This is a genomic window from Pontibacillus marinus BH030004 = DSM 16465, assembly GCF_000425225.1.
Taxonomy (GTDB): Bacteria; Bacillota; Bacilli; order Bacillales; family BH030062; genus Pontibacillus; species Pontibacillus marinus.
In genome coordinates this window covers 57,393-79,817 of the sequence record NZ_KE384332.1, presented here as the reverse complement: position 1 = coordinate 79,817, position 22,425 = coordinate 57,393, and the positions used below count along the sequence as shown (strand labels likewise).

General features: G+C 39.1%; 22 protein-coding genes and 1 other annotated feature. All 22 genes read right to left on the bottom strand.

The window, feature by feature from the left end; genetic code table 11:
* Positions 1 to 103 precede the first annotated feature (103 nt).
* The 22 genes from H514_RS0118090 to H514_RS0117985 all read right to left on the bottom strand — a co-directional run bounded on the left by H514_RS0118090 (position 104) and on the right by H514_RS0117985 (position 22,231).
* Entirely contained in the window at positions 104 to 1,486 is a 1,383-nt protein-coding gene (locus H514_RS0118090) for a solute carrier family 23 protein (protein ID WP_027448218.1), read from the bottom strand.
* 140 nt (positions 1,487 to 1,626) lie between these two features.
* Positions 1,627 to 2,169 carry a bifunctional pyr operon transcriptional regulator/uracil phosphoribosyltransferase PyrR gene (gene pyrR, locus H514_RS0118085; RefSeq protein ID WP_027448217.1) on the bottom strand — a complete coding sequence of 181 codons (543 nt, stop codon included), beginning with the start codon at positions 2,167 to 2,169 and terminating at the stop codon, positions 1,627 to 1,629.
* Positions 2,170 to 2,361: 192 nt separating this feature from the next.
* Complete coding sequence (locus H514_RS0118080) at positions 2,362 to 3,273, bottom strand: RluA family pseudouridine synthase (RefSeq protein WP_036842529.1); 912 nt, start codon at positions 3,271 to 3,273, stop codon at positions 2,362 to 2,364.
* Entirely contained in the window at positions 3,270 to 3,737 is a 468-nt protein-coding gene (gene lspA / locus H514_RS0118075) for a signal peptidase II (RefSeq protein WP_027448215.1), read from the bottom strand. The genes H514_RS0118080 and lspA overlap by 4 nt, the downstream gene beginning before the upstream one ends.
* A 779-nt stretch (positions 3,738 to 4,516) precedes the next feature.
* Positions 4,517 to 7,267: an isoleucine--tRNA ligase gene (gene ileS / locus H514_RS0118070; protein ID WP_027448214.1), complete on the bottom strand. Its 2,751-nt coding sequence runs from the start codon at positions 7,265 to 7,267 to the stop codon at positions 4,517 to 4,519.
* Between the two features lie 86 nt (positions 7,268 to 7,353).
* Positions 7,354 to 7,577 (bottom strand) — a binding site (T-box leader).
* 49 nt (positions 7,578 to 7,626) lie between these two features.
* Positions 7,627 to 8,142 carry a DivIVA domain-containing protein gene (locus tag H514_RS0118065; RefSeq protein WP_027448213.1) on the bottom strand — a complete coding sequence of 172 codons (516 nt, stop codon included), beginning with the start codon at positions 8,140 to 8,142 and terminating at the stop codon, positions 7,627 to 7,629.
* 115 nt (positions 8,143 to 8,257) lie between these two features.
* Positions 8,258 to 9,031, bottom strand: coding sequence for a YlmH family RNA-binding protein (locus tag H514_RS0118060; protein WP_027448212.1), 774 nt, complete (start codon positions 9,029 to 9,031; stop codon positions 8,258 to 8,260).
* Positions 9,032 to 9,094: 63 nt separating this feature from the next.
* On the bottom strand, positions 9,095 to 9,367 hold the full coding sequence (locus H514_RS0118055; RefSeq protein ID WP_036843245.1) for a YggT family protein: 273 nt from the start codon (positions 9,365 to 9,367) through the stop codon (positions 9,095 to 9,097).
* A gap of 36 nt (positions 9,368 to 9,403) precedes the next feature.
* Positions 9,404 to 9,832: a cell division protein SepF gene (locus tag H514_RS0118050; RefSeq protein WP_027448210.1), complete on the bottom strand. Its 429-nt coding sequence runs from the start codon at positions 9,830 to 9,832 to the stop codon at positions 9,404 to 9,406.
* 17 nt (positions 9,833 to 9,849) lie between these two features.
* A complete protein-coding gene (locus tag H514_RS0118045) occupies positions 9,850 to 10,527 on the bottom strand; it encodes a YggS family pyridoxal phosphate-dependent enzyme (RefSeq protein WP_027448209.1) in 678 nt (225 codons plus the stop codon).
* 21 nt (positions 10,528 to 10,548) lie between these two features.
* Positions 10,549 to 11,367 carry a peptidoglycan editing factor PgeF gene (pgeF, locus tag H514_RS0118040; protein ID WP_027448208.1) on the bottom strand — a complete coding sequence of 273 codons (819 nt, stop codon included), beginning with the start codon at positions 11,365 to 11,367 and terminating at the stop codon, positions 10,549 to 10,551.
* 163 nt (positions 11,368 to 11,530) lie between these two features.
* Positions 11,531 to 11,800: a YlmC/YmxH family sporulation protein gene (locus H514_RS0118035; protein WP_027448207.1), complete on the bottom strand. Its 270-nt coding sequence runs from the start codon at positions 11,798 to 11,800 to the stop codon at positions 11,531 to 11,533.
* Positions 11,801 to 11,926: 126 nt separating this feature from the next.
* On the bottom strand, positions 11,927 to 12,706 hold the full coding sequence (gene sigG / locus H514_RS0118030; protein ID WP_027448206.1) for an RNA polymerase sporulation sigma factor SigG: 780 nt from the start codon (positions 12,704 to 12,706) through the stop codon (positions 11,927 to 11,929).
* Between the two features lie 950 nt (positions 12,707 to 13,656).
* Positions 13,657 to 14,376, bottom strand: a complete 720-nt coding sequence (sigE, locus tag H514_RS0118025; protein ID WP_027448205.1) for an RNA polymerase sporulation sigma factor SigE — start codon at positions 14,374 to 14,376, stop codon at positions 13,657 to 13,659.
* 26 nt (positions 14,377 to 14,402) lie between these two features.
* A complete protein-coding gene (gene spoIIGA / locus H514_RS0118020; protein ID WP_027448204.1) occupies positions 14,403 to 15,323 on the bottom strand; it encodes a sigma-E processing peptidase SpoIIGA in 921 nt (306 codons plus the stop codon).
* Between the two features lie 195 nt (positions 15,324 to 15,518).
* A complete protein-coding gene (locus H514_RS0118015; RefSeq protein ID WP_027448203.1) occupies positions 15,519 to 16,772 on the bottom strand; it encodes an MFS transporter in 1,254 nt (417 codons plus the stop codon).
* 132 nt (positions 16,773 to 16,904) lie between these two features.
* The gene (gene ftsZ, locus H514_RS0118010) at positions 16,905 to 18,083 is read right to left on the bottom strand and encodes a cell division protein FtsZ (protein WP_027448202.1); all 1,179 of its coding nucleotides are present in this window, start codon (positions 18,081 to 18,083) and stop codon (positions 16,905 to 16,907) included.
* Between the two features lie 76 nt (positions 18,084 to 18,159).
* Positions 18,160 to 19,434 carry a cell division protein FtsA gene (ftsA, locus tag H514_RS0118005; protein WP_027448201.1) on the bottom strand — a complete coding sequence of 425 codons (1,275 nt, stop codon included), beginning with the start codon at positions 19,432 to 19,434 and terminating at the stop codon, positions 18,160 to 18,162.
* Positions 19,435 to 19,667: 233 nt separating this feature from the next.
* Positions 19,668 to 20,036 carry a small basic family protein gene (locus H514_RS0118000; protein ID WP_027448200.1) on the bottom strand — a complete coding sequence of 123 codons (369 nt, stop codon included), beginning with the start codon at positions 20,034 to 20,036 and terminating at the stop codon, positions 19,668 to 19,670.
* A complete protein-coding gene (locus tag H514_RS0117995; RefSeq protein ID WP_027448199.1) occupies positions 20,036 to 20,758 on the bottom strand; it encodes a DUF881 domain-containing protein in 723 nt (240 codons plus the stop codon). Before H514_RS0117995 ends, H514_RS0118000 begins: the two co-directional genes overlap by 1 nt.
* A complete protein-coding gene (locus H514_RS0117990) occupies positions 20,758 to 21,459 on the bottom strand; it encodes a DUF881 domain-containing protein (protein WP_027448198.1) in 702 nt (233 codons plus the stop codon). Before H514_RS0117990 ends, H514_RS0117995 begins: the two co-directional genes overlap by 1 nt.
* Positions 21,443 to 22,231 carry a cell division protein FtsQ/DivIB gene (locus tag H514_RS0117985; RefSeq protein ID WP_027448197.1) on the bottom strand — a complete coding sequence of 263 codons (789 nt, stop codon included), beginning with the start codon at positions 22,229 to 22,231 and terminating at the stop codon, positions 21,443 to 21,445. Before H514_RS0117985 ends, H514_RS0117990 begins: the two co-directional genes overlap by 17 nt.
* Between the last annotated feature and the right edge of the window lie 194 nt (positions 22,232 to 22,425).

Below are 22,425 nucleotides of genomic sequence, written 5' to 3'. Positions count from 1 at the left end.
TGGTACAGTTCTCGGCCCCCTAAAATTGGGTACGTCAAACATGTCGAACCGAACACCCTTTAAAGCCTCACGGGACTTTATTAAAACGTGTCTTTCGAGTCATTTATGCTGCAGAATCCTCTGCGTTTTCTTTAATTTCTTCATTCTCTTCAAACATCTTACCATTGCCATAGCCTTTTTCTTTTCCTGGGAGGACTAAGTTAAGGATGACACCGATAAGGGCAGCTAAGGCCATACCTGATAAGTCAAGGTTGAAAGCTGGTACTTTAACAGAAGCTCCACCAATTCCAACTACAAGGATGACAGAAGAGATAATTAAATTTCGCTTATCTCCTAAATCCACCTGATTATCAGTAAGCATTCGAAGGCCTGAAGATGCGATTATTCCGAATAGCAGAATGGAAACACCACCCATAACAGCTGTTGGAATGGCTGAAATAACTGCTGTCACAATTCCAGTAAAGCCAAACAGTATAGCTAGTACTGCAGCTCCTCCGATGACAAACACACTGAATACACGTGTTATTGCTAATACCCCAATATTTTCGCCATAGGTTGTATTTGGTGGTCCACCAAGCATTGAAGCGATGATGGTTGCAATACCGTCGCCCGCAATTGAGCGATGAAGTCCAGGTTCTTTTAAGAAGTTACGCCCTGCTACCTTAGATAGAACCATCTGATCTCCTGTATGTTCAGCTAATGTTACAAAAGCAATCGGAACCATGATCGTTACGATGTTTAATGTTAAGACATTCAACGGGTTATAATCTGCAAATGGGATGACAAAGTCTGGTACTTGGAAAAGTGCTGTTAGAAACTCTCCAACTCCACTAGCAGATGTTAACTCGATCCATTCCGCTTTCACTTGAGATCCGTCTACCAATCCAATTCCAAGAGCTAAAAGATAACCACTTGTTATTCCTAAAAGAACTGGGATGATGTTTAAGAAACCTCTGAAAAACACCGTAGCAATAATGGTCACACCAAGTGTTACAAGTGCAATCATTAGGTGAGTTAAACTATAATTTCCATCAGCATCATTTGAAGCCATATCAACTGCAGTAGAAGCAAGTGAAAGCCCAATTACGATGATGACAGGCCCCACTACGATAGGAGGTAAGATTTTCATAAGCCAGTTTAATCCAAACATGCGAATGAGTACTGATATAAGTCCGTAAACCAATCCGGCTAGAAAACTTCCTACCATGGCACCTTCTACGCCCCCGGCAGACATGGCCCCCGTTATTGGAGCAATAAAAGCAAAGCTTGACCCTAGATAAGCTGGTACCCTACCTTTTGTAATGAGTAAATAAGCAAGTGTGCCAAGTCCACTTGAAACAAGTGCAACTGCTGGTGATAAGTTCGTTAAGAAAGGAACTAATATTGTAGCACCAAACATGGCGAATAAATGCTGTAGGCTTAAAGTTAACCATTTTGGCCAATTGGGTACATCACGTACATCTAAAATCTTTTCATTTTTATTCATATCTTTCGTCCTCCCTTTTTCCTCATAAAAAAACCTCTTTGCGAAAAGCTCGCAAAGAGGTACACGTATCCTCGAAGATACACGTTTCCTATCTAAGCGACCTTTTCAGTTTCTCTGAACTAAATTAAAGGTCTTCTGTTCTATTTTGAATAAATGCTTACTTCATCTGTTTCATCGGTTTCACTTAAGTTAACTCCGATGATCTCATCTAAAGATGTAGGAATGTTCTTGCCTACATAATCAGCTCTTAAAGGTAACTCTCTATGTCCTCGGTCTACGAGTACAGCTAATTGAACCTGCGCTGGTCTTCCATGATCCATTACTGCATCCATTGCTGCTCGAACTGTGCGACCTGTGTATAGGACATCGTCTACAAGTATCACTTTTTGATTCGTGATATCCTGTTTAACATTCATTCCTTTAATTTCAGGCTCTTCCTGATCATTTTCTTTCGTAAGATCATCACGATAAAGGGTAATATCAACTTCCCCTATAGGTACGTCTACGCCTTCTATCTCTGAAATCTTTTTGGCTAAACGTTGTGCCAAAGGTACCCCTCTTGTTTTAATGCCAATTAAAGTGAGTCCGTCTGTACCTTTGTTTTTCTCTAATATTTCATGAGCAATTCGTGTTAATGCTCTTCGAATGGCTGCTTCATCTAGTAGGGAAGCTTTTTTCTCCAAATCGTGCACCTCCTTGGTAATGACCACAAAAAAATCCCCTTGCCATGAGAGACAAGGGGATTTTGGATATACGAAGTCTATAAAAGACATAGTTGTATATTCATCCGCATTCCTTGTTAGCCTCACGGGACTAAGTTAAAGGGTCATGTTATGTTTTCTAATTAAAGATTATCACAAATGATAAGGGAAAAGTCAAGATCTTTTCTGAAGTTCATCCAATTGTTTTTGGAATGCTTCAGGTGGCTCTTGATCGAATTCCATCCACTCCCCTGTAGTTGGGTGTTCAAAGGCTAAGTGTTTGGCATGCAAAGCCTGCCCATCAATCGGTAATGTCCTTCTTGGGCCGTACTTGGGATCACCAGCAAGTGGGTGTTCAATGTAACGCATATGAACACGAATTTGGTGCGTTCGCCCTGTTTCGAGTACGCATTCAATATACGAGAACTCAGGGTATAAATGCAATACCTTAAAGTGAGTTACTGCATCTTTTCCCCCTTCCACCACAGCCATCTTTTGACGATCTTTAGGGTCTCGGCCTATTGGAGCTTCAATTGTGCCGTACTCATGTTGAATCTCTCTATGTACGATAGCAACATATTTTCGATCGATGGTCTTCTCAGATAATTGTTCAGCAAGTGATGCATGGGCTTTGTCATTTTTCGCAACCATTAACAATCCACTTGTATCTTTATCAATTCGATGCACAATTCCTGGACGCATGACACCATTAATCCCTGATAAATCATGACAATGATAAAGTAATGCGTTTACTAACGTTCCTGAAGGATGACCTGCTGATGGGTGAACCACCATACCTCTAGGTTTATTAACTACAGCAATATCCTTATCCTCATATACAATATGAATAGGAATATCTTCAGCCACAACTTCAAGAGGTTCTGCTTCAGGTACTGTCCAAGAAATATCATCACCTTCTTGGCACTTGTAATTACTTTTTACATGTCCTCCATTTACCATGACATATTGATCTTTAATCCAAGACTGAATTTGTGAACGAGATGCATCACTATTAAGATCAACGAGCAACTTATCCAAACGTGCTCCTTGTTCTTCTGCTGTTACGATATGATTATTTGAACTCATGATGACTTGCTTCCTTTCTTACGTTCATCTAGCATCGTTGCAAAAAACACGAGGATTACACCTACAACGAGCGCTGAATCTGCTATGTTAAAAATCGGATAGTCATAGCTTCCGATATAGATATCTATAAAATCTACAACTTCTTTACGAAACAGTCGATCGATAAAGTTTCCGATTGCCCCGCCTAAGATCAAGCCAAGGGATAAACCTAAAACTTTACTAGAACTAGCGTACTTATGCATATAATAAATGACCACGCAAATCACAATGGCTGTAACGATGTAGAAGAACCACATCTGTCCTTGTAAAATCCCCCATGCCGCTCCACGGTTGCGGTGAGACGTTATGTAAAAAAAGTTTTCAATGACAGGAATATGTTCTCCTATTTCCATTCGTTTTACAATCATCCATTTAGTTAGTTGATCTAGGATTAGTACAGCAGCTGCTATGAAATAATACCACATGGGTCGTCCTCCGTTCTTTCACAAACTCTTCCTTCTGCATTTTACCATACTTTTGCAATATATGCTTAGTGTTATTGAAATGAATTGGAGGCCATCTTGTCTCTTTTCTTATTCCATTATAGCCCCCTTATCTTGAAGACTTGAACTCGAGATATATTGTGGTGGAGGTCCGTTGCTTTTGTGAGAGTAAGGGGATCGGTGAAACGGCAATACTCCTGCGGAAGACCGGCCGAGCTTCCTCGTTCGCAAGCTCTCTGCGGGATCTCGTCCGCCCTTTCTACCGCGGGAGTTTGCCGTTCCCTCACCCCTTTGCTGGTATGTAGATTAACGGACCCATAGCTGAGATCGTTTGATTTCATTCTTAGGGAAACTGTATTTCAGATCCTAAAACCCTCTACATATAAAGCATTAGATCACTTGAATGCAAAATGATATAACCACAAATTCAAAGTCAGAAAACCGTACGATAGCTGCGGTTTCGTTATTCACCATTCGGCCAAGGTGGGCTGTGGAACGGGTTGACTCCAGCGGAAGAACGGAGTGACGAGACCCCGCAGAGAGCTTGCGAATGAGGAGGCTCGGCGCTTCGTCCGCAGGAAAGCAACCCGTTCCACAGCCCGCCGCTCTGCATAAAAGCAACGGAACCACCCCGCACCAGCTTATTCAAGATAACTGCCAGATTGTTGAATAAACATAATCAAATAAAAAGTAGTCCAATCAGGGTGCAAATGGTTAATTTGCACCCGAAACTGAACTACTTAACAATTAGCTATTAATTTCTATTCATATTGCTCTTCTACAATAGATGCACAGCGTGGGCAAAGGTCAGGGTGTTTTTCACTCTGGCCTAATTCTTCCGTTACAACCCAGCAACGCTGACACTTTTCACCAGGATGAGCTTTTACAGCTACATCAACATGATCATATTGCTTCGCATCGCTTGCTTCATCACTGATGGAAGCACCAGATACAATAAGAAGCTGTTCTAAATGATCCACTGATTGAAGTAATTCTTTCGTTTGCTCATCTTTAGGCACTAACGTAACATGCGCTTCTAATGATTTACCAATTACTTTTTCATTACGCGCTTCTTCAAGAGCTTTTAACACATCGTCGCGCACATTCATGAAGTGGTCCCATTTTGCTTTTAAGGCATCTTGGTTTGGAACATCTTTTGCTTCAGGCATGTCTGTTAACTGAACGCTTTCTGCTTCAACACCAGGAATGTGCTTCCACACTTCATCAGCTGTGTGAGAAAGGATTGGTGAAAGCATTTTCGTAAGCGACGTTAGCATTTCATAATAAACTGTTTGGATGCTACGACGTCTAGGATTGTCCTGTGACTCAATGTAAAGAACGTCTTTTGCAAAATCAAGGTAAAATGCACTTAAATCGATCGTACAGAAGTTGTGAATAGCATGATAAATTGTTGCATATTCATATGCATCATAACCGTCACGAACTTTTTGTGTAAGTTCTTGTAAACGAAGTAACATGTATTGGTCAACTTCTTGTAGATTCTCTGTTGCAACCGTATCTTTTGCAGGATCAAAATCATGAAGGTTACCAAGTAGGAAACGGAACGTATTACGAATTTTACGATAAACTTCTGAAACCTGTTTTAGAATGTTATCAGAAATACGTACGTCTGCTTGATAGTCTGCACTTGATACCCAAAGGCGTAAAATATCAGCACCAAGCTGTTTCATTACCTTATCAGGTACAACAACATTCCCCATCGACTTACTCATCTTACGTCCTTCTCCATCTAGGGCGAATCCGTGACTTAAAATCGTTTTGAATGGAGACTTACCTGTAATCGCTACAGATGTAGATAGGGAAGAGTTAAACCAACCACGATATTGGTCAGAACCTTCTAGATACACATCTGCTGGACGATCTAATTCGCCGCGTTCTTTTAGCACAGCCTGATGGGAAGATCCACTATCGAACCAAACGTCCATGATATCTTCTTCCTTCGTAAATGTACCATTCGGGCTATGTTCAGAAGTAAACCCTTCTGGTAGTAAATCCTTAGCTTCACGCTCAAACCACACATTCGAGCCGTGCTCACGGAATAACTTAGATACGTGGGAAATCGTTTCGTCAGTAATAATTGGAGTGTTATCTTCACCATAGAATACCGGAATAGGTACACCCCATGCACGCTGACGAGAGATACACCAGTCTTCACGGTCACGCACCATGTTATAAAGACGTGTTTCGCCCCATTTAGGTATCCAATTGATTTCGCGAATCTCACTTAAAATGTCTTCACGGAAATCTTTAATAGAAGCGAACCATTGAGATGTTGCACGGAAAATGGTTGGCTTTTTCGTACGCCAATCGTGTGGATACGAGTGTTTAATAAAGGTTAAGTTTAATAGAGCTCCTGTTTCCTCAAGCTTTTCAGTAATATCTTTATTTGCTGCATCATAGAACAAGCCTTCATATCCTGGAGCTTCTGAAGTGAAGTAACCTTTTTCATCAACAGGACAAAGTACTTCTAGACCATACTGTTTACCAACCCAGAAGTCATCCTCACCGTGACCAGGTGCTGTATGAACACAACCAGTACCTGCATCTGTTGTTACATGCTCTCCTAAAGTAATAAGAGAGTCACGATCATAAAGTGGATGTTGAGCAACAACATGTTCAAGCTCACTACCTTGATAGGTTTTCACGATTTCAGGGTTATTCCACTCTAGTGCCTCTGCTACTTCATCGATTAACTTTTCAGCAATAATGTATTTCGCTCCGTTAGCTGCAACGGTTACGTAATTTAATTCAGGATGCAAGGAAATCGCCATGTTTGCTGGGATGGTCCAAGGTGTTGTTGTCCAGATAATAAACTTCTCATCGCCTTCTAGGACACCTTTACCGTCTTTCACATCAAAAGCAACATAGATAGATGGAGAACGTTTATCATGGTACTCAATTTCTGCTTCTGCAAGGGCAGATTCAGATGAAGGAGACCAATAAACAGGTTTCTTCCCTTTATAGATATAACCTTTCTTCGCCATCTCGCCGAATACTTCAATTTGAGCAGCTTCATAACTTTCATCTAATGTAATGTATGGATTGTCCCAATCACCACGAACGCCTAGACGCTTAAATTGACTACGCTGATTATCAACCTGGTTCAACGCATATTCTTTACAACGCTCACGGAATTCTGCTACTGTCATTTTCTTACGATTTACTTTTTTCTTAGCTAACGCCTGTTCAATCGGTAAACCGTGTGTATCCCAGCCTGGTACGTAAGGTGCATGGTACCCGGCCATTGATTTATAACGAACTACAAAATCTTTAAGGATTTTGTTTAACGCATGTCCCATGTGAAGGTCTCCGTTAGCATATGGAGGTCCATCATGAAGGACGAATAGTGGACGTCCTTCTGTTCGTTGTTGAACTTTTTCATAAATATTCTGTTCTTCCCACTCTTGTTGTTGATTTGGCTCACGATTTGGAAGGTTCCCACGCATTGGGAATTCCGTCTTTGGCATCAACAAGGTATCTTTATAATTCATTGCATTTTCTCCTCCTTCAATTACTCATGATGGTCATGTTGAACATGGGAAATACCTCTAAATATACAAAAAACCTCCCCATCCCATAAAGGGACGAGAAGGTCTCGCGGTACCACCCTTATAGACTTGCCCAAAAATTGGAAGCAAATCCACTTCAGCATTCGTAACGTGAATGAAACGCCCTAACCTACTATGTTCAGTAAGGGTACTCGAGGGGGATAGGACAATAAATGTCATGCTTCAGGCTTCCACCATCCCTGATTCGCTAGTCAAGATAGATTTATTGTACGAACCCTGTCATCGTAATTAACAATGGTATGATTTCTGTTTATGAATTATATGTAAAAATAAATTCAACGTCAAGAATTATTTTCGGCTAATTCTTTTTCATACTCTGTTTCTTCATCAATTTCAACGTTAAACAGATCGTCCCAATCATCATTATCAATCATATCTAGTTGTGCTTCAACCATCATTTTCAGACGAGTACGGAAGACCTTCGCTTGTTTCTTCAGTTCCTCTACCTCTAATGAAATACGACGAGACTTAGCAAGAGCTTCATTAATAATACGATCAGCATTTTTCTCTGCTTCTTTTACAATCAATTTACTCTCTTTATTAGCGTTCGTTTTCACTTCTTCAGCCGTTTCCTGGGCAACAAGAATAGACTTGTTTAGCGTTTGTTCAATGTTACTGAAGTGTCCTAGTTTTTCTTCTAATTCTTGAACTTTATCTTCAAGTTTTTTCTTTTCACGGATGACCACTTCATAGTCTTTAATGATCTGATCTAAAAACTCGTTTACTTCATCCTCATCGTAACCGCGAAAGCCTCTTGTGAATTCCTTATTATGAATATCCAATGGTGTTAGTGCCACACGGGCCACCTCCTTAGGGTGTAGGGTTTTGATATACGGACTGCTCTTCACGAACAGTCTTGTAGATACTATTTATTTCGACAAAGATGCACATATTCCTTCTAGTTCCTTGTACTTATTTTAACTGAGACGTCACAATTCTCCATTTGTCTTTTTTTGTTTTTCCTTCAATGGAATTGAGCTGACTTCGTCCTTTACCACGTACAGAGATCATATCTCCTTCTTCTAATAAGAAAGCTGGTTGATCTACAGTTTGGAAGTTTACTTTAACCAACCCTTTTTCAATATAGAGGGAAGCTTTTTGACGGGATAAGTTGTAAATCTCTTTTAACATAATATCTAACCTTAAAGAAGCTACAGTACCTGTACTCTCAGACCACTCTTCTGTGCTCTCAAGTAAATGTACATGAGGCTTTTCCTCAAATTGAACGCCTGCTTTTTTGATCCCTGTTAAGTTCATTTGGACATACGTTACAATTTCTGAGGCTACTAGAATTTGAATGGTATCTTCAGTAACAATTAAATCTCCAAGTTTACTTCGTTTAATACCAAGGGACATGAATGCTCCGAGTACATCCTTATGCTCAAGTGTTACAAACTTACTTGGATACTTTGCTTCAAGCAATGTCACTTGAAAATCATCTTCCTCAATCTGCTCATAATAAGGAGCTAGGATCATCCTTTTTCGTTCTGCAGTTGAGGATCCTCCATAATCTCTTAATAAAAAATCATCATGATTCCCAATAATCGTCCGAAAGATCTTCTGCTGACGAGGATCCAGAAAGTCTGTCAGTTTCCGTTGATACATCCGTTCCACATCTTCCTGCCAGGATAAGACCTGATCAATGAACGGCTGCTCTTCTTTTCGAAAGTGCTGATAAATCTCCATAAGCTATACTCCTTCAGAATTCTCTCTAAATGAAAAAGGAGATCATGTCTCCATGAGTCTCCATTAGCCTGCTAGATTATATATAAGGCGTTCTAATGCAAGTAAACCAGAACCTTGTGCAAATTGCAGTACGAAAATCGCTACAATTGGTGAAATATCAATCATACCAATTGGAGGAATTACTTTACGGAAAGGTTCTAAATAGGGTTCACAAATCTTTGTAAGGAAGTTTCCAATCGATGAATCACGTGCTCCAGGAAACCAAGACATAAGTATGTAACCGATTAATGCAAAGAAATAGCCTGTTAGCAGTAAGTCTACAAGCTCTAAAATCATTAGTAAAATACCAGTCAAAATCGTTAACCACCTTTTCTAAAAATCATCGCTCTCATTCATAACTTCTGATATTGTACCAGAAACATCAACATTCTCAGGTGTGCAAAGGAATGTTTGAGCGCCAAGTTTTTGAATATCTCCACCAATAGCATACACCGTTCCGCTTAAAAAATCTACAATTCGTTTTGCTTGTTGATGATCTACACGCTGAAGATTGATCACAACAGCTTTGCGATTCACAAGATTATCAGCAATCTCTTGGGCTTCATTATACGTACGTGGCTCACAAAGGACAACCTTAGAAGACTGTTGCATACTTTTTAAGCTTACTACATTTTGCTTTTTAGAATCACTTGATTGTTGTTGTTGATGCATCGGCTCCGGTCCTTCAGCTTCTTCTTCTGTTTCAATATACTCGTATTCATCTTCTATAAAAAAGTTTCGTAGTTTGTTTTTTAAACTCATAATGTTTCACCCCTTTGTTAAAATTCCTTGCCAACTAGCTTGGAGCCAATTCGTACGTGAGTAGCTCCTTCTTCAATGGCAATTTCATAATCATTACTCATTCCCATAGATAGATGCTTACATGGTGCATGAGACCATTCTTTCGCTTCAACTTCTTCTTGAATTGTTCTGAGCTCTCTGAAGATTGATCTTAACTTTTCCTGGTCTTCTATATAAGGAGCCATCGTCATCAGACCAGTCACTTCAATATTTTCATAGTTGCGAAGTGTTTCAATAAATGGAATGACATCCTCAGGCTCTAATCCATGTTTAGATTCTTCACCACTAACATTTACTTGAACAAAACATGGCACCTTACGATCGGAGCGCTTATGAATCTCTTTTGCTAAAGATTTGCGATCGAGGGAATGGATCATGGATACTTGATCGATCACTTCTTTAACTTTCCGAGATTGCAGAGTTCCGATAAAATGCCATTGAACATCTTGTCCAATTTCATCATACTTTTCATTCATACCTTCTACTCTGTTTTCTCCTAAGTGTTCGACTCCCGCTTCAATCGCTTGCTTAGCTCGGTCAATCGACACATACTTTGTAACAGCAATAATGGATATCTCATTAATGGATCTACCTGCTCTCTCACAGGCTTGTCTGATATTCGTTTGGATTGTTTCTAAGTTTTCTGCAACGTTCACGAAGGACATGCTCCTTCCTTGCTATAATTTTTCTTTTAGTCCAATGAATCCTAACATTCGTCCTGTTTTCCCCTGGTCACGTCGGTGCGAGAAAAATAAATGATCATTTTGATATGTACAGTACTCGGATTGTTCAATATGTTTTTCCTCTACACCAGCTTCTAATAATAGATCAACATGCATATCTTGAAGAGATAAAAGGTAACGTCCATTTTCTTGAGATTGAACTATTGGCTCTTCTCGATACTTTTCTGGAAGCTGTTGGATAACAGTGTCATCCACTTCATACATATCTCCACAAATCGATGGACCTATCCCTACTCGCAACGTTTTAGGATCTACGCCTTTATCAACCAAAGCCTGAACCATTTTAGGGCCCATCTTCGCTACAGTTCCTCGCCAACCTGCATGCGCGATTCCTATCCAGCCAGTAATGGGATCAAAGAAAAACAAAGGAACACAATCAGCATAAAAAGCTGTCAGTAACACATTTGGTTCTCTTGTTATTAAACCATCACAGTTTGGGATAGACGATTCCTGGTTATATGCACCCTTCCCTTTATCTTTCTTGGTTACGGTATAAATATCCGTATCGTGTACCTGTTCTCCACCAATCCAAGTCTCCATTGGAAATTGTAAAAGAGAGGCCAATGTCTCTCGATTTTGGTGTACTGTTTCCTGACGATCTGGTACATGCCACCCGAGATTAAATGAATCAAATGGAGGCTCCCCTGATCCACCTAAACGGGTGGTCATGCCCACAACAAGCTCTGGGTGAGCATAAGTCCATTTTGTTATTTCTAAATAGGACGGATGCGTATGATGAAAACCTTCCGACATGTCTCATCCTCCATACATTTAAGTTTATTCTAACGATTAATATGACTGTTTTAAAACTCTAGTAAGTATAAATTCATAGTCTAATATAGGCTTAAAACTTGCCGTTCGGCAAGTTTTTCTATATTCTATCATATTTTCAGACAAAATTCTTGTGAGATTAGGCTTAATCTGCTTGATTTGGAGCAAATAAAGCAGGCTGGGTTGCTTTCTTTACAAGAATAACATCTTCACCAATTTTTAAAATCGACTCCCAAGGAATAATGATCTCTTCATCCTTACCAAGAAATCCCATCATCTTTCCTTTTCCACCTATGATTATAGAGATGAGTCTTCCTCGATCTACATCAATTTCTAAATCAGTCATATGTCCAAGTTTTTCCCCATTTTCAACTGAAATAATCTCCTTAACTTGTAATTCAGAAATCGTAACCATATCCACACCACCCCTATAATTACTATATGCACACCCCTTCCCTAAATAGAACGGTACCGTGCATTCACCCATATTTGTTGATTACACAAATATCAGGTGCAACACGGTACCGATTCTTCATGTTTTTTATTCATACATTTGCTTATTCATTTCTTTAATAGCTGCTTTTTCTAAACGGGATACCTGCGCTTGGGAGATGCCAATTTCATCAGCAACTTCCATTTGAGTTTTCCCCTGGAAAAAACGATAGTTGAGTATCATCTTTTCACGTTCATTTAACCTTCTCATGCCTTCTTTAAGTGCAATTTCATCGATCCAAATTGTATCTTTGTTTGTATCGTCACTTAATTGATCCATAACAAAAATAGGGTCTCCACCATCATTGTAAATAGGTTCAAATAATGAAACAGGATCTTGAATAGCGTCTAATGCGAATACAACATCGGAATGTGGTACGCCCATCTCTTCAGCAATCTCCATGGGTGATGGATCCTTTGATGTTTTACTCATTAGCTTCTCTCTTACTTGTAAAGCTTTATAAGCGATGTCACGTAGTGAACGGGACACTCGAATTGGGTTATTATCTCTTAAGTATCGTCGAATTTCCCCAATAATCATTGGAACTGCATAGGTGGAAAACTTAACATTCTGACTCAAGTCAAAATTATCGATTGATTTCATTAAGCCAATGCAGCCAACTTGAAATAAGTCATCCACATACTCGCCTCTGTTATTGAATCGCTGGATTACACTTAAAACCAGACGTAAGTTACCATTAACGAGTTCTTCACGGGCCCAATGTTCCCCTGCTTGCATGCGTTTAAATAGTTCTCTCATTTCATCGTTTTTAAGTACTGGTAATTTGGATGTATCGACTCCGCATATTTCAACCTTATGTTTTGTCAAATCTATACCCTCCTATGTGGAGATGCTGTCAAAAATCAGTATCTCCTCATGAGGGAAAAATATGCAGAACCCAATCCAAAAACACGACAGAAATCGACAGAACCATTCTCTAATCCTTGGTATTAAAGGACTATACCGATATAGTAAATTTTTTCAAAAAATTCTCTATAGCGTTAAGGCTCTTATTCCGTAAAAGCCCCCTATTGTTGAAAACTTAATATCGAGATAAGTTGAGAAGAGTCCGTTGCTTCTGTGAGGAGTAAGGGGTTCGTTGAAACGGCAATACTCCTGCGGAAGACCAGCTGAGCCTCCTCATACGCTACGCTCCTTGCGGGGTCTCATCTGCCCTTTCTACCGCGGGAGTTTGCCGTTTCCCTCACCCCTTTGCTGTTGTGCAGATTAACGGACCCAAGATGTGTGAGTTCTAAACCTTACGGACATCTGTTCCGTTATTTTAATTTAAACTAACTTCTTTGAAGAGCTTACGAACATTCATTCCGTTATTTGCTTCAAATCACCTTGAATAATACCAATTTGTCACAAATAAGGGATCATATGTCCGTAACGATTCTCGAAATGCCTTTAAAGTTCAAAATAAAGGAACAAATGTCCGTAAGCATTGTCCACTTAATATCGCTGCGGTTCCGTTATTCCCCATTCGGCCAAGGTGGGCTGTGGAACGGGTTGACTCCAGCGGAAGAACGGAGTGACGAGACCCCGCAAGGAGCTTGCGAATGAGGAGGCTCGGCGCTTCGTCCGCAGGAAAGCAACCCGTTCCACAGCCTGCCGCACTGCACATTAGCAACGGAACCACTCCACACCTTATTCAACATTACTGCCAGATTGTTGAATAACTAATGAACATAAAATTTGTCCTAAAACACAAAAAGAGGGCTGAATCCTTCTTAGAATTCACCCTCTTTTGACTTGTTATTATATTTTCTTTCGAATTACACCATTTTATTAAATTCTTTCTTCAATCGGCGAATGATTTTTTTCTCAAGTCTCGAGATGTAAGACTGTGAGATGCCTAACATATCTGCTACGTCTTTTTGTGTCATTTCATCTTCACCAATTAACCCAAAACGCAACTCCATAATTTGCTGTTCTCGCTCATTTAACGACTCGAGTGCTTTTTTCAAAAGGCGCTTGTCCACGTGGGCTTCTAAATCACGCGTAATAATATCATCATCCGTTCCTAACACATCAGAAAGTAAAAGCTCATTTCCATCCCAGTCAATGTTAAGAGGCTCATCAAAGGAGACTTCACTTCGAATCTTGTTATTTCTACGTAAATACATTAAAATTTCATTTTCTATACAGCGTGAAGCATACGTCGCTAGTTTGATTTTCTTTTCAGGATTAAAGGTATTTACAGCTTTAATAAGGCCAATCGTACCAATACTAATTAAATCTTCAATATTAATTCCTGTATTCTCAAACTTCCTAGCAATGTACACGACAAGTCGTAGGTTTCTTTCGATTAGCATAGCTCGCGCCGCTTTGTCCTCTTTCGGTAATCTTTTTAAAAGTTCTTGCTCTTCCTCTTTAGATAAGGGAGGCGGCAGGGCATCATTTCCACCTATGTAATAAATCTCATCTGTCTTCCACCCAATCTTGATTAAAAACTTATACCACCATAATTGTAATTTGAGTCGCCATTTACCCATCATACTCCTCCTTTATGAACACGATCTTATGCAGAGTCCACTGCAATCGTCTTTAATAAGTGTGGATGCATTAAGCAATGATAGCTATCATCTGGAGCTAGTTGTCCAAATTGAAAGCCAATTAAGACTTGATTGATGTTTACATGCTTCTCTTGAATAGTAACTTCAAGCCAGTCAGGTTTTATCGACATCATAAATGCCCCCTGACCGCCGACACCTTGATACGGAATGATACGTATTTTATCACTCCATCTTTCGGGTAGTTGATCTAAAGCAAGGTCATCATTAGCTTTCTTCAATTGCCCCCATTCCCCCTCTGAAAACCACTTTCTCATCAATGCTTCATCACATATAATGACTGGTCGTTTTGTAATCGGATCGGTCAATTGATTTCCACTATCAATAAGCGCAGTTGTTTCATGAATTTCTCCTTCGATGCTCAACCTTACTTGGATCATCTCATCATATTTCATTTGCTGTACGACCAATTGATCCATTCGTTTTTTTGTAAACCACCAAACAATTGGAAATCCAATAAATACAAACAACCAGCTAATACCATCACCAAATCCAGTTTGATACGTCACAACTACACCATTCGATACTTGAATTTGTTCATTCAATACAAAATAGAGTCCAAACAACCCTCCTCCTATAGCGAAGGTAATAAAATAAAAGTAGAGAATATGACGTACAAAAATACGAAGATTCCTAAACCCGAATGCAGTTAATATAATGATGGCTGAAAAGATTGCCTTGACTAAAGGAGATGACCAAATAGATGCTGGATAGTAGAGGTTTATAGGTACGAGCAATGAGGCAACCATAGCACCTATAACAAGTCTCCACCGGTTATTTTGTGATTTGGATAAGCTATGCGTAAGCATCAAGATCATCCAGTCCAAGAAAAAGTTCAAAAGCCAAACGGCATCTAAATAAATGGTCACAATGTCCTCCCCTTCTTGCCTTCCTACTAGAAAGTTCATCTTGTGAGAGTAAGTATAGCGAAGATAGAAATAGAAGTCTGTCATATTCTGTAGAGAGAGTTGAACTTATTTTTGAAGATTTTCAACGATTTTGTCGGCTAACAAAAACTTATCTTGAATAAAAAAAAGCCTTGGTAAACGCAAGACTTTTTAATCCTAGACACTAATATTTTCATTTACAGTGGTTGGTCTCGCCATGGCTTTGTTCGTAGCGCCCCAGTATAAAACCACTACCACCAAGAATACTATTCCTGTAGTCACCATGATTAAACGAGGGTCAATTACATTCCCTAACCAACCATAGCCCCAATTAGCAATAGACATAAGCCCTGCTGCTAACACATAATAAACACTTGTTACTCTTCCACGGACATGCTCATCGGTCGCTTCTTGAATAAATGCATTTGTTAATGTCATAAATAGGGCTTGTGAAGAGCCAACCAATAAAATAGCGATGATGGCAAACGTTTTATTACTACTTAATCCTAGGAAGGATAAAGATAATCCACTAAGCACAGAACTAGCCCAAAATAACTTAACCTTTAAGGCATGACTTTTTAATCCCGCCAAAGACAAAGTGCCGAATATGGCACCTAGACCTACCATACTCATAAGAAATCCATAAAAGTCTGACTTTGATCCCAGACCTTTGGTGACGAAACTCGGTAACATTCCCATAAATGCCATTGTGAGTGCACAATGCAAACCAACTAAGACGATGATGCCAAATATATATCGATTATTCCGAATATAATTCAAACCTGTTATGAGAGAAGAAATAAAATTCTCTTGATCTACTAAATCGTTCTCAACCATTTTAGGGACGTTCAGGAATCCAACAAATAAGATAGCTAACACATAAATGACAGCACCTATGATATAAACCAATTGCGGTCCCATGAATGCTAAAAGTGGAGTGGCTAATAAAGGACCGACAAACTCGGAACCTCTTTGTCCAACAGCCTTTAAAGAATACGCATTATATAAAGTTTTCTTTGGGACTATACCTGGTACAATTGTGTTCATTACCACATTAATCATACTGGAACCCAGTCCAAACATGAATGATAGAGCAACCATCCCTATAGGTGATAATAGGCCAGTCATTGTGGTAATGGTTAACGTAGTTAATACCAGTAGTGTAAATCCAATAGCTACGTAAATTAATTTTCGGCGTTCAAATTTATCTGCTAATACTCCAACGATAGGTGCCCCTACTAAATTTGGAAACATTAAAGCAAACATAATCGCACCGGACCAAAAAGAAGACTCTGTTATGTGATAGACGTGCCATGTTACACCTAGTGTAAATACCCATTTCCCAGTATTCGTAAATGTAACGGTTAACCATAGCCATAAGTATGTAATATATTGAAATGATAGAAACCATTCAGATACTAACTTTTTCAAACAAGTCACCCCATTAACGTTTAAGCATGTATTTTAAAACAACTTATAATAGCCTAACATAAAAAATCCTGTCATGTTGAGATAACATGACAGGATTTTTTAGACCTTCTATTTTTTTAAAACAATAGAAGCTTATCGTCTGCGATTACGGTTACGCAAGAACGTTGGAATGTCTAATGTTTCTTCCTCTTGGAAGTTCTTTTGATTATTGGATCCAGATGGCTGTCCAGATGTTTGCATATCACGCTGTTTTGGTTCAACGCGCTGCTTTTTCTCAGCTGGCTGCTGTTGTTGCTGTTGTTGCTGCTGAGAATTGATAGATGGACGACCTTGTCCTTTTCTCTCAGCTTCAAGTTGACTTTCATCAAATCCTGTAGCAATAACCGTTACAACAATCTCATCTTTTAAGTTCTCGTTAATGACTGACCCGAAGATCACGTTAACTTCTTGGTCTGCTGCTGATGTTACAATATCAGCTGCTTCTTGAACTTCATACAAGCTTAGGTTTGCTCCACCTGTAATGTTCATTAGAACGCCATGTGCACCATCAATTGATGTTTCAAGTAATGGTGATGAAATAGCTTTCTTGGCAGCTTCTACAGCTCGACTCTCGCCAGTAGCGATTCCGATACCCATCAGGGCTGAACCTTTATCTGCCATGATTGTCTTTACGTCAGCAAAGTCAACGTTAATAAGACCTGGAGTTGCAATAAGGTCTGAAATACCTTGTACACCTTGGCGTAGTACGTTATCCGCTTCACGGAATGCTTCAAGCATTGGTGTGTTTTTATCAACGATTTCAAGTAAGCGATCGTTAGGAATCACAATTAATGTGTCTACGTTACTCTTTAATGCGTCGATACCTCCTGCAGCTTGGTTGGAACGTTTGCGTCCTTCGAACATAAACGGACGAGTTACAACACCTACTGTAAGAGCACCTATTTCTTTCGCTACTTGCGCAATAACGGGTGCAGCACCTGTACCTGTACCGCCGCCCATTCCAGCTGTAACGAATACCATATCTGCTCCTTGTAAAGCTTCCTCAATCTGCTCTTTGCTTTCTTCAGCAGCTTTTCGACCCACTTCAGGGTTTGCACCTGCACCTAAACCTCGTGTAAGCTTCGTTCCAATTTGCATCTTCACTTCTGCTTTGGATAAGTTTAATGCTTGTGCATCTGTATTGACAGCGATGAACTCAACACCTTGAACACCGTGCTCAATCATACGGTTAACGGCGTTACTACCACCGCCACCAATTCCGACAACTTTTATGGTTGCTAATTGATCCATATTTGTATCAAACTCTAACATTTTTTCGTTCCTCCCACTTTGCAAGATTACAAGTTTCTTTTACTAGCTATGATATACGGCCAAGGGAACGCCTTTATTAATCGAAAAAGTATTTAATTAAATTAGATAATCCTGACTCTTTCTCTTTTTTAGGTTCCTTTTGAGTTGTTGGCTTCTTTTGTTTTTTCACTTTTGCTTCAGGTTCTTCAATAGTTACTGCTGGGAATAATTCTTTTCCTTGAATTTTTGCATTGTGATATGCGAACTGTAAAATCCCTACCCCAGAGGTGAATTGCGGTTCTCTAACACCTATGTAATCAGGGATAGCAATTCTTACATTAGACTGAAATACATCTTGTGCAAGATCTAAACAGCCAGGCATGCTCACCACGCCACCAGTTAAGACCATGCCGCCTGGAAGTTCTCGATATCCCATTCGACGTATTTCTTGTTCTATAAATGCATAAATCTCTTCTAGCCTTGCTTCAATCATATCAGATAATTGTAATTGGTTAAATGATTGTTTCCTATCACTTCCTATGATGGAGACTTCAAAAGATTCATCTTCTTGAGCTTCATCGAAGAATGCATGACCATAATTGCGTTTAATATCTTCTGCTTCTTCTGTAGAAGTGCGCATTCCAATCGATAAATCCTTGGTAATGTTATCTCCACCAAGTGGTACGACACTAGTTCCTTGTAATGTACCTTGTTCAAAAACGGATATGGTTGTACAACCTCCGCCAATATCAATTAATGCAACACCTAAGTTCTTTTCATCTTTTGAAAGAGCTACAGAACCAGCTGCTAGTGGTTGCAAGCAAATGTCTAAGACTTCAAGATTTGCTCGCTCCACACATTTTAAGATGTTATGTAAGACCGTTTTAGAACACGTTATGATGGTTCCTTCCATTTCTAGACGAACTCCGATCATGCCGCGTGGGTCTGTAATCTCATCTAACCCATCCACAATAAATTGCTGAGGAATTACATCAATAATTTCTCTCTCTGGTGGAATTGACATCACCTGAGCTGCATCTAGCACACGATTGATATCTTCCTCATCAATTTCTCGGTTTTCACTTTGCACTGCAACGACACCGTGACAAGGTTGTAATTGAATATGATTACCATTGATCCCTACGACAACACGATTAATTTGCATCCCAACCATGCGTTCTGCTTGTTCTACAGCACTTCGTATGGACTGTACAGTTTGATCTATGTCAACAATTGCACCTTTTTTCATGCCGTTAGAGGCAGCTGTTCCTACCCCGATAATATTTAATGAATCATTCATCACTTCGCCAATAATGACTTTTATTTTTGATGTACCTATGTCAAGACTGACTAAAATATCATTGTTGTTCAAATCCAAGGCACCTCCTATGTTAAGGCATATCTGAATAGTTCACATGTTACCTAATCTTATATTATATAGCAATTCATTTTCGACACAGAAAGGAATATTTTAAATATTTTGGATAAATTAATCCAAAAGTCCTATATTTGAAAACGATCTACATAACTAAAACTTTTTTGGATCATACATAGACTATCTCAGAAACTTAATTATAATTTCAACAGAATTAAAGGAATATCCTTTTATTTTCTTCTGTTTTTTTCATCTTCCTTCTTTTTTCTACTTCGTTCAATCATATACCTTCTAATCAAAGCTATATTTTGAAATAATCGAACTCCAAAAGCGAATACAGCTGCTAAATATAAGTCAATTCCAAGTTGAACCCCAAGAAAAGCTAAAAGAGCAGCTAGAGATACGTTAAAGAAAAAACCTGACACAAAAACGCGTTGATCAAACTTTCCTTCTAAATGAGCCCGTATCCCGCCTAACAATGTATCAAACGCTGCAAGAACAGCAATAGACAGATAATCTGCATATTCTTCAGGAACTTGAAAATCTGTTAATAACCCTAATGTTAAACCAATGAGTAAAAATAAAATCGGAAGCCACATTACGATTCACCTGTTTCTCTATTCTCTACTTCTAAATATTTCAGCTTCGGTATTTGCTCATATGCCGGTAATGTCAGCTCTTCTCTTTTTGACATTTCTAATTCTAGGTTTTCAATGGCAAAATCATCTTTTGATTGGCTAACTTGCATGTAATCCAATAGCCTACTCGCATTTTCTGATAATACTTTAATCGTTATCGGCAACGGCGGTATAGGATGATTATTTACATATGTGTGCCCATTTACATCTCGAATGGGTGACACATTTGTAATACGCTCACTAGAAATGGCAATGTCAGAAGCTCCGTATGTATTCAATTCATTGACTAATCGGTGTAAGAGTCCTGGTGATACACTTGGGTACGTTTGCTCTGAATCAATGTTTTGAAAAATGGGTGTGACTTTAATAACGATTCCTTCACCTGAAACTTCAGTAAGCCCGGCTTCTCTTTTAAGCACTTGAATAGATTCCTTTAAGGTTTCTACTTTAGCCGCTTGGGTTTGACCCTCATATTGCGCAATCATTTCATCCAACTCTGCAATTTTATTGTACAGTTGTTGTTGTACTTTTTGCTGGTTTTGTAATTCCTTTCGCACTTCCCACAAGTCACGAGTATCACGTTGTTCTGAGTTCTGTGTACTTTGGAATTGAATGGCGATCATAAAACCAACGCTTGCAAATATGATAGAAAATAAAATTTTGTATCGTAGGCTCACATCCATCACCCCTCCCCTGTCATTTGAGCAGGCATGGATATACGATCTCTTTCTTGCAGGGTAACTTCTACATTATCATTTACAAGTTGATCCACTACTCCATGGGTTAATTGTAAACTAGGCATTAATACATCTGGATCTCCTATAGCTGTGATAACAAATGGTGCAGGATGTTGAACACCATCTACGGATACAACAGGACCGATACAAGCTATATAACTTTCTTTCAGGAGTCGTTGACCATTTATCGCAATTGCATCTGCCCCTGCTGATAGTAATTCGTTAACTACTTTGTGAATGTGACTTTCGTGAACAATATATTGATTAACATTTTCTTCCGAGGGGATGTAATCTGCGTCACGAAGTTGCACTTCAACCCCAGGCCCTTCTACTGGAAGATCTCCAGTTAGTTTTTGTAGTTTCTTTTTTTCCTCAACGTAATTCCCAACCTTTTGTTCCTGGTTAGCCAACTGATCTTCAAGATTTTGAATTCGGTCTTTTTTCTTTTCGACTTCTTCACGAAGCTCTTTATTTTGGGCTTCAATATCAATGAGCTGCTGCCTGTAATAGTAATCTTTTTCAAGCTGATCATCACTCATCTGCACAACTTGAGCATTGTTTTTAGTTTGTTGATAACTAAACGCTACTAAAAAACCTGAGACTAGTAAAACTAAGGAGATAATAACATGCTTACCGGTTATCTTCATTACTGCTCTCTCCCTCAGCCTCTGAACTTGGATAGGCCTCAAAGTAAGCTCCTACATCAATATGAATAATTCCTTTTTGACCCGGATCTAATTGAGACACAATCGATGGATAGGTTCTCATGTTCTCAGAGAAATTTCGAATGGAGGCTTCGACTTCAAACCCATCATTCATGTATAAATGAATTTTATATGGGTTCTTCTCTGTAGGTGTCCAGTACAATTCAGAGATTTGTCTAGTTACACTACTTGGTAACTGCCTTAGTTCACGAGTCATTTCTTCTAAGTATGTCTGTTTTTCCCATCCCCTTAATAATGGTGCATCACTACCAGGAGAAGAAAGACTGTATGAGGTTAAACTCTCTCCTGTTTCAAGGATCGGATAAAAAGCCCCATTTTTTTGTACATAACCCACTCGTTCAAATTCATTCACTTGAATAGAAATGGTTGATGGAAAGTCCTTTTCAACTTTAACAGAGTTGACTTCTGCATGCTCATTAACTTTCTTTTGTATTGCATCTGTATCAACTTTCCAGAAATTATCCTCGTTTGATAAACCAGTCAAAGATACAATCGTTTCCTTTTTGATGTTTGTATTTCCCTTAACGTTTATGGTACTTACATTGCTTAAGGATGATTGAAGATATAGTATGACGACAATCAGTAAAAAGAAAAGAGACAAATACAGGACGAGTCGTCGATTTGCCTTCTTTTTACGGTTTTCTTTGAGCTTTGGTATACGATCTTCAATAGATACAATTTTTTTCTCTGCCATGGAATGTTCCCCTAGACAATTAAATTTTTGCATAATGAAACGGCATACCAGGATGCCGCTTAATATGCATATCAAAATTATATCACAACTTCAACAAAAGTTCGTGATGATACATACCTAGTTCCTGATGTTTTCACCTTTTTCCCATGGCAACCAGTTTATTTAAATGTAGGAAATTACCTGATCATTATTAA

Excerpts from the sequence above, each read along its gene's own strand:
- pgeF (WP_027448208.1), bottom strand. The coding sequence starts at position 11,367 with ATGTCGGAAGGTTTTCATCATACGCATCCGTCCTATTTAGAAATAACA.
- sigE (WP_027448205.1), bottom strand. The coding sequence starts at position 14,376 with ATGGGTAAATGGCGACTCAAATTACAATTATGGTGGTATAAGTTTTTA.
- H514_RS0118050 (WP_027448210.1), bottom strand. The coding sequence starts at position 9,832 with ATGAGTTTAAAAAACAAACTACGAAACTTTTTTATAGAAGATGAATAC.
- ileS (WP_027448214.1), bottom strand. The coding sequence starts at position 7,267 with ATGAATTATAAAGATACCTTGTTGATGCCAAAGACGGAATTCCCAATG.
- H514_RS0118060 (WP_027448212.1), bottom strand. The coding sequence starts at position 9,031 with ATGGAGATTTATCAGCACTTTCGAAAAGAAGAGCAGCCGTTCATTGAT.
- H514_RS0117995 (WP_027448199.1), bottom strand. The coding sequence starts at position 20,758 with ATGGATGTGAGCCTACGATACAAAATTTTATTTTCTATCATATTTGCA.
- H514_RS0118080 (WP_036842529.1), bottom strand. The coding sequence starts at position 3,273 with ATGAGTTCAAATAATCATATCGTAACAGCAGAAGAACAAGGAGCACGT.
- H514_RS0118090 (WP_027448218.1), bottom strand. The coding sequence starts at position 1,486 with ATGAATAAAAATGAAAAGATTTTAGATGTACGTGATGTACCCAATTGG.
- H514_RS0118055 (WP_036843245.1), bottom strand. The coding sequence starts at position 9,367 with ATGATTTTAGAGCTTGTAGACTTACTGCTAACAGGCTATTTCTTTGCA.
- H514_RS0117990 (WP_027448198.1), bottom strand. The coding sequence starts at position 21,459 with ATGAAGATAACCGGTAAGCATGTTATTATCTCCTTAGTTTTACTAGTC.
- H514_RS0118035 (WP_027448207.1), bottom strand. The coding sequence starts at position 11,800 with ATGGTTACGATTTCTGAATTACAAGTTAAGGAGATTATTTCAGTTGAA.
- lspA (WP_027448215.1), bottom strand. The coding sequence starts at position 3,737 with ATGTGGTATTATTTCATAGCAGCTGCTGTACTAATCCTAGATCAACTA.
- H514_RS0117985 (WP_027448197.1), bottom strand. The coding sequence starts at position 22,231 with ATGGCAGAGAAAAAAATTGTATCTATTGAAGATCGTATACCAAAGCTC.
- H514_RS0118000 (WP_027448200.1), bottom strand. The coding sequence starts at position 20,036 with ATGTGGCTTCCGATTTTATTTTTACTCATTGGTTTAACATTAGGGTTA.
- ftsZ (WP_027448202.1), bottom strand. The coding sequence starts at position 18,083 with ATGTTAGAGTTTGATACAAATATGGATCAATTAGCAACCATAAAAGTT.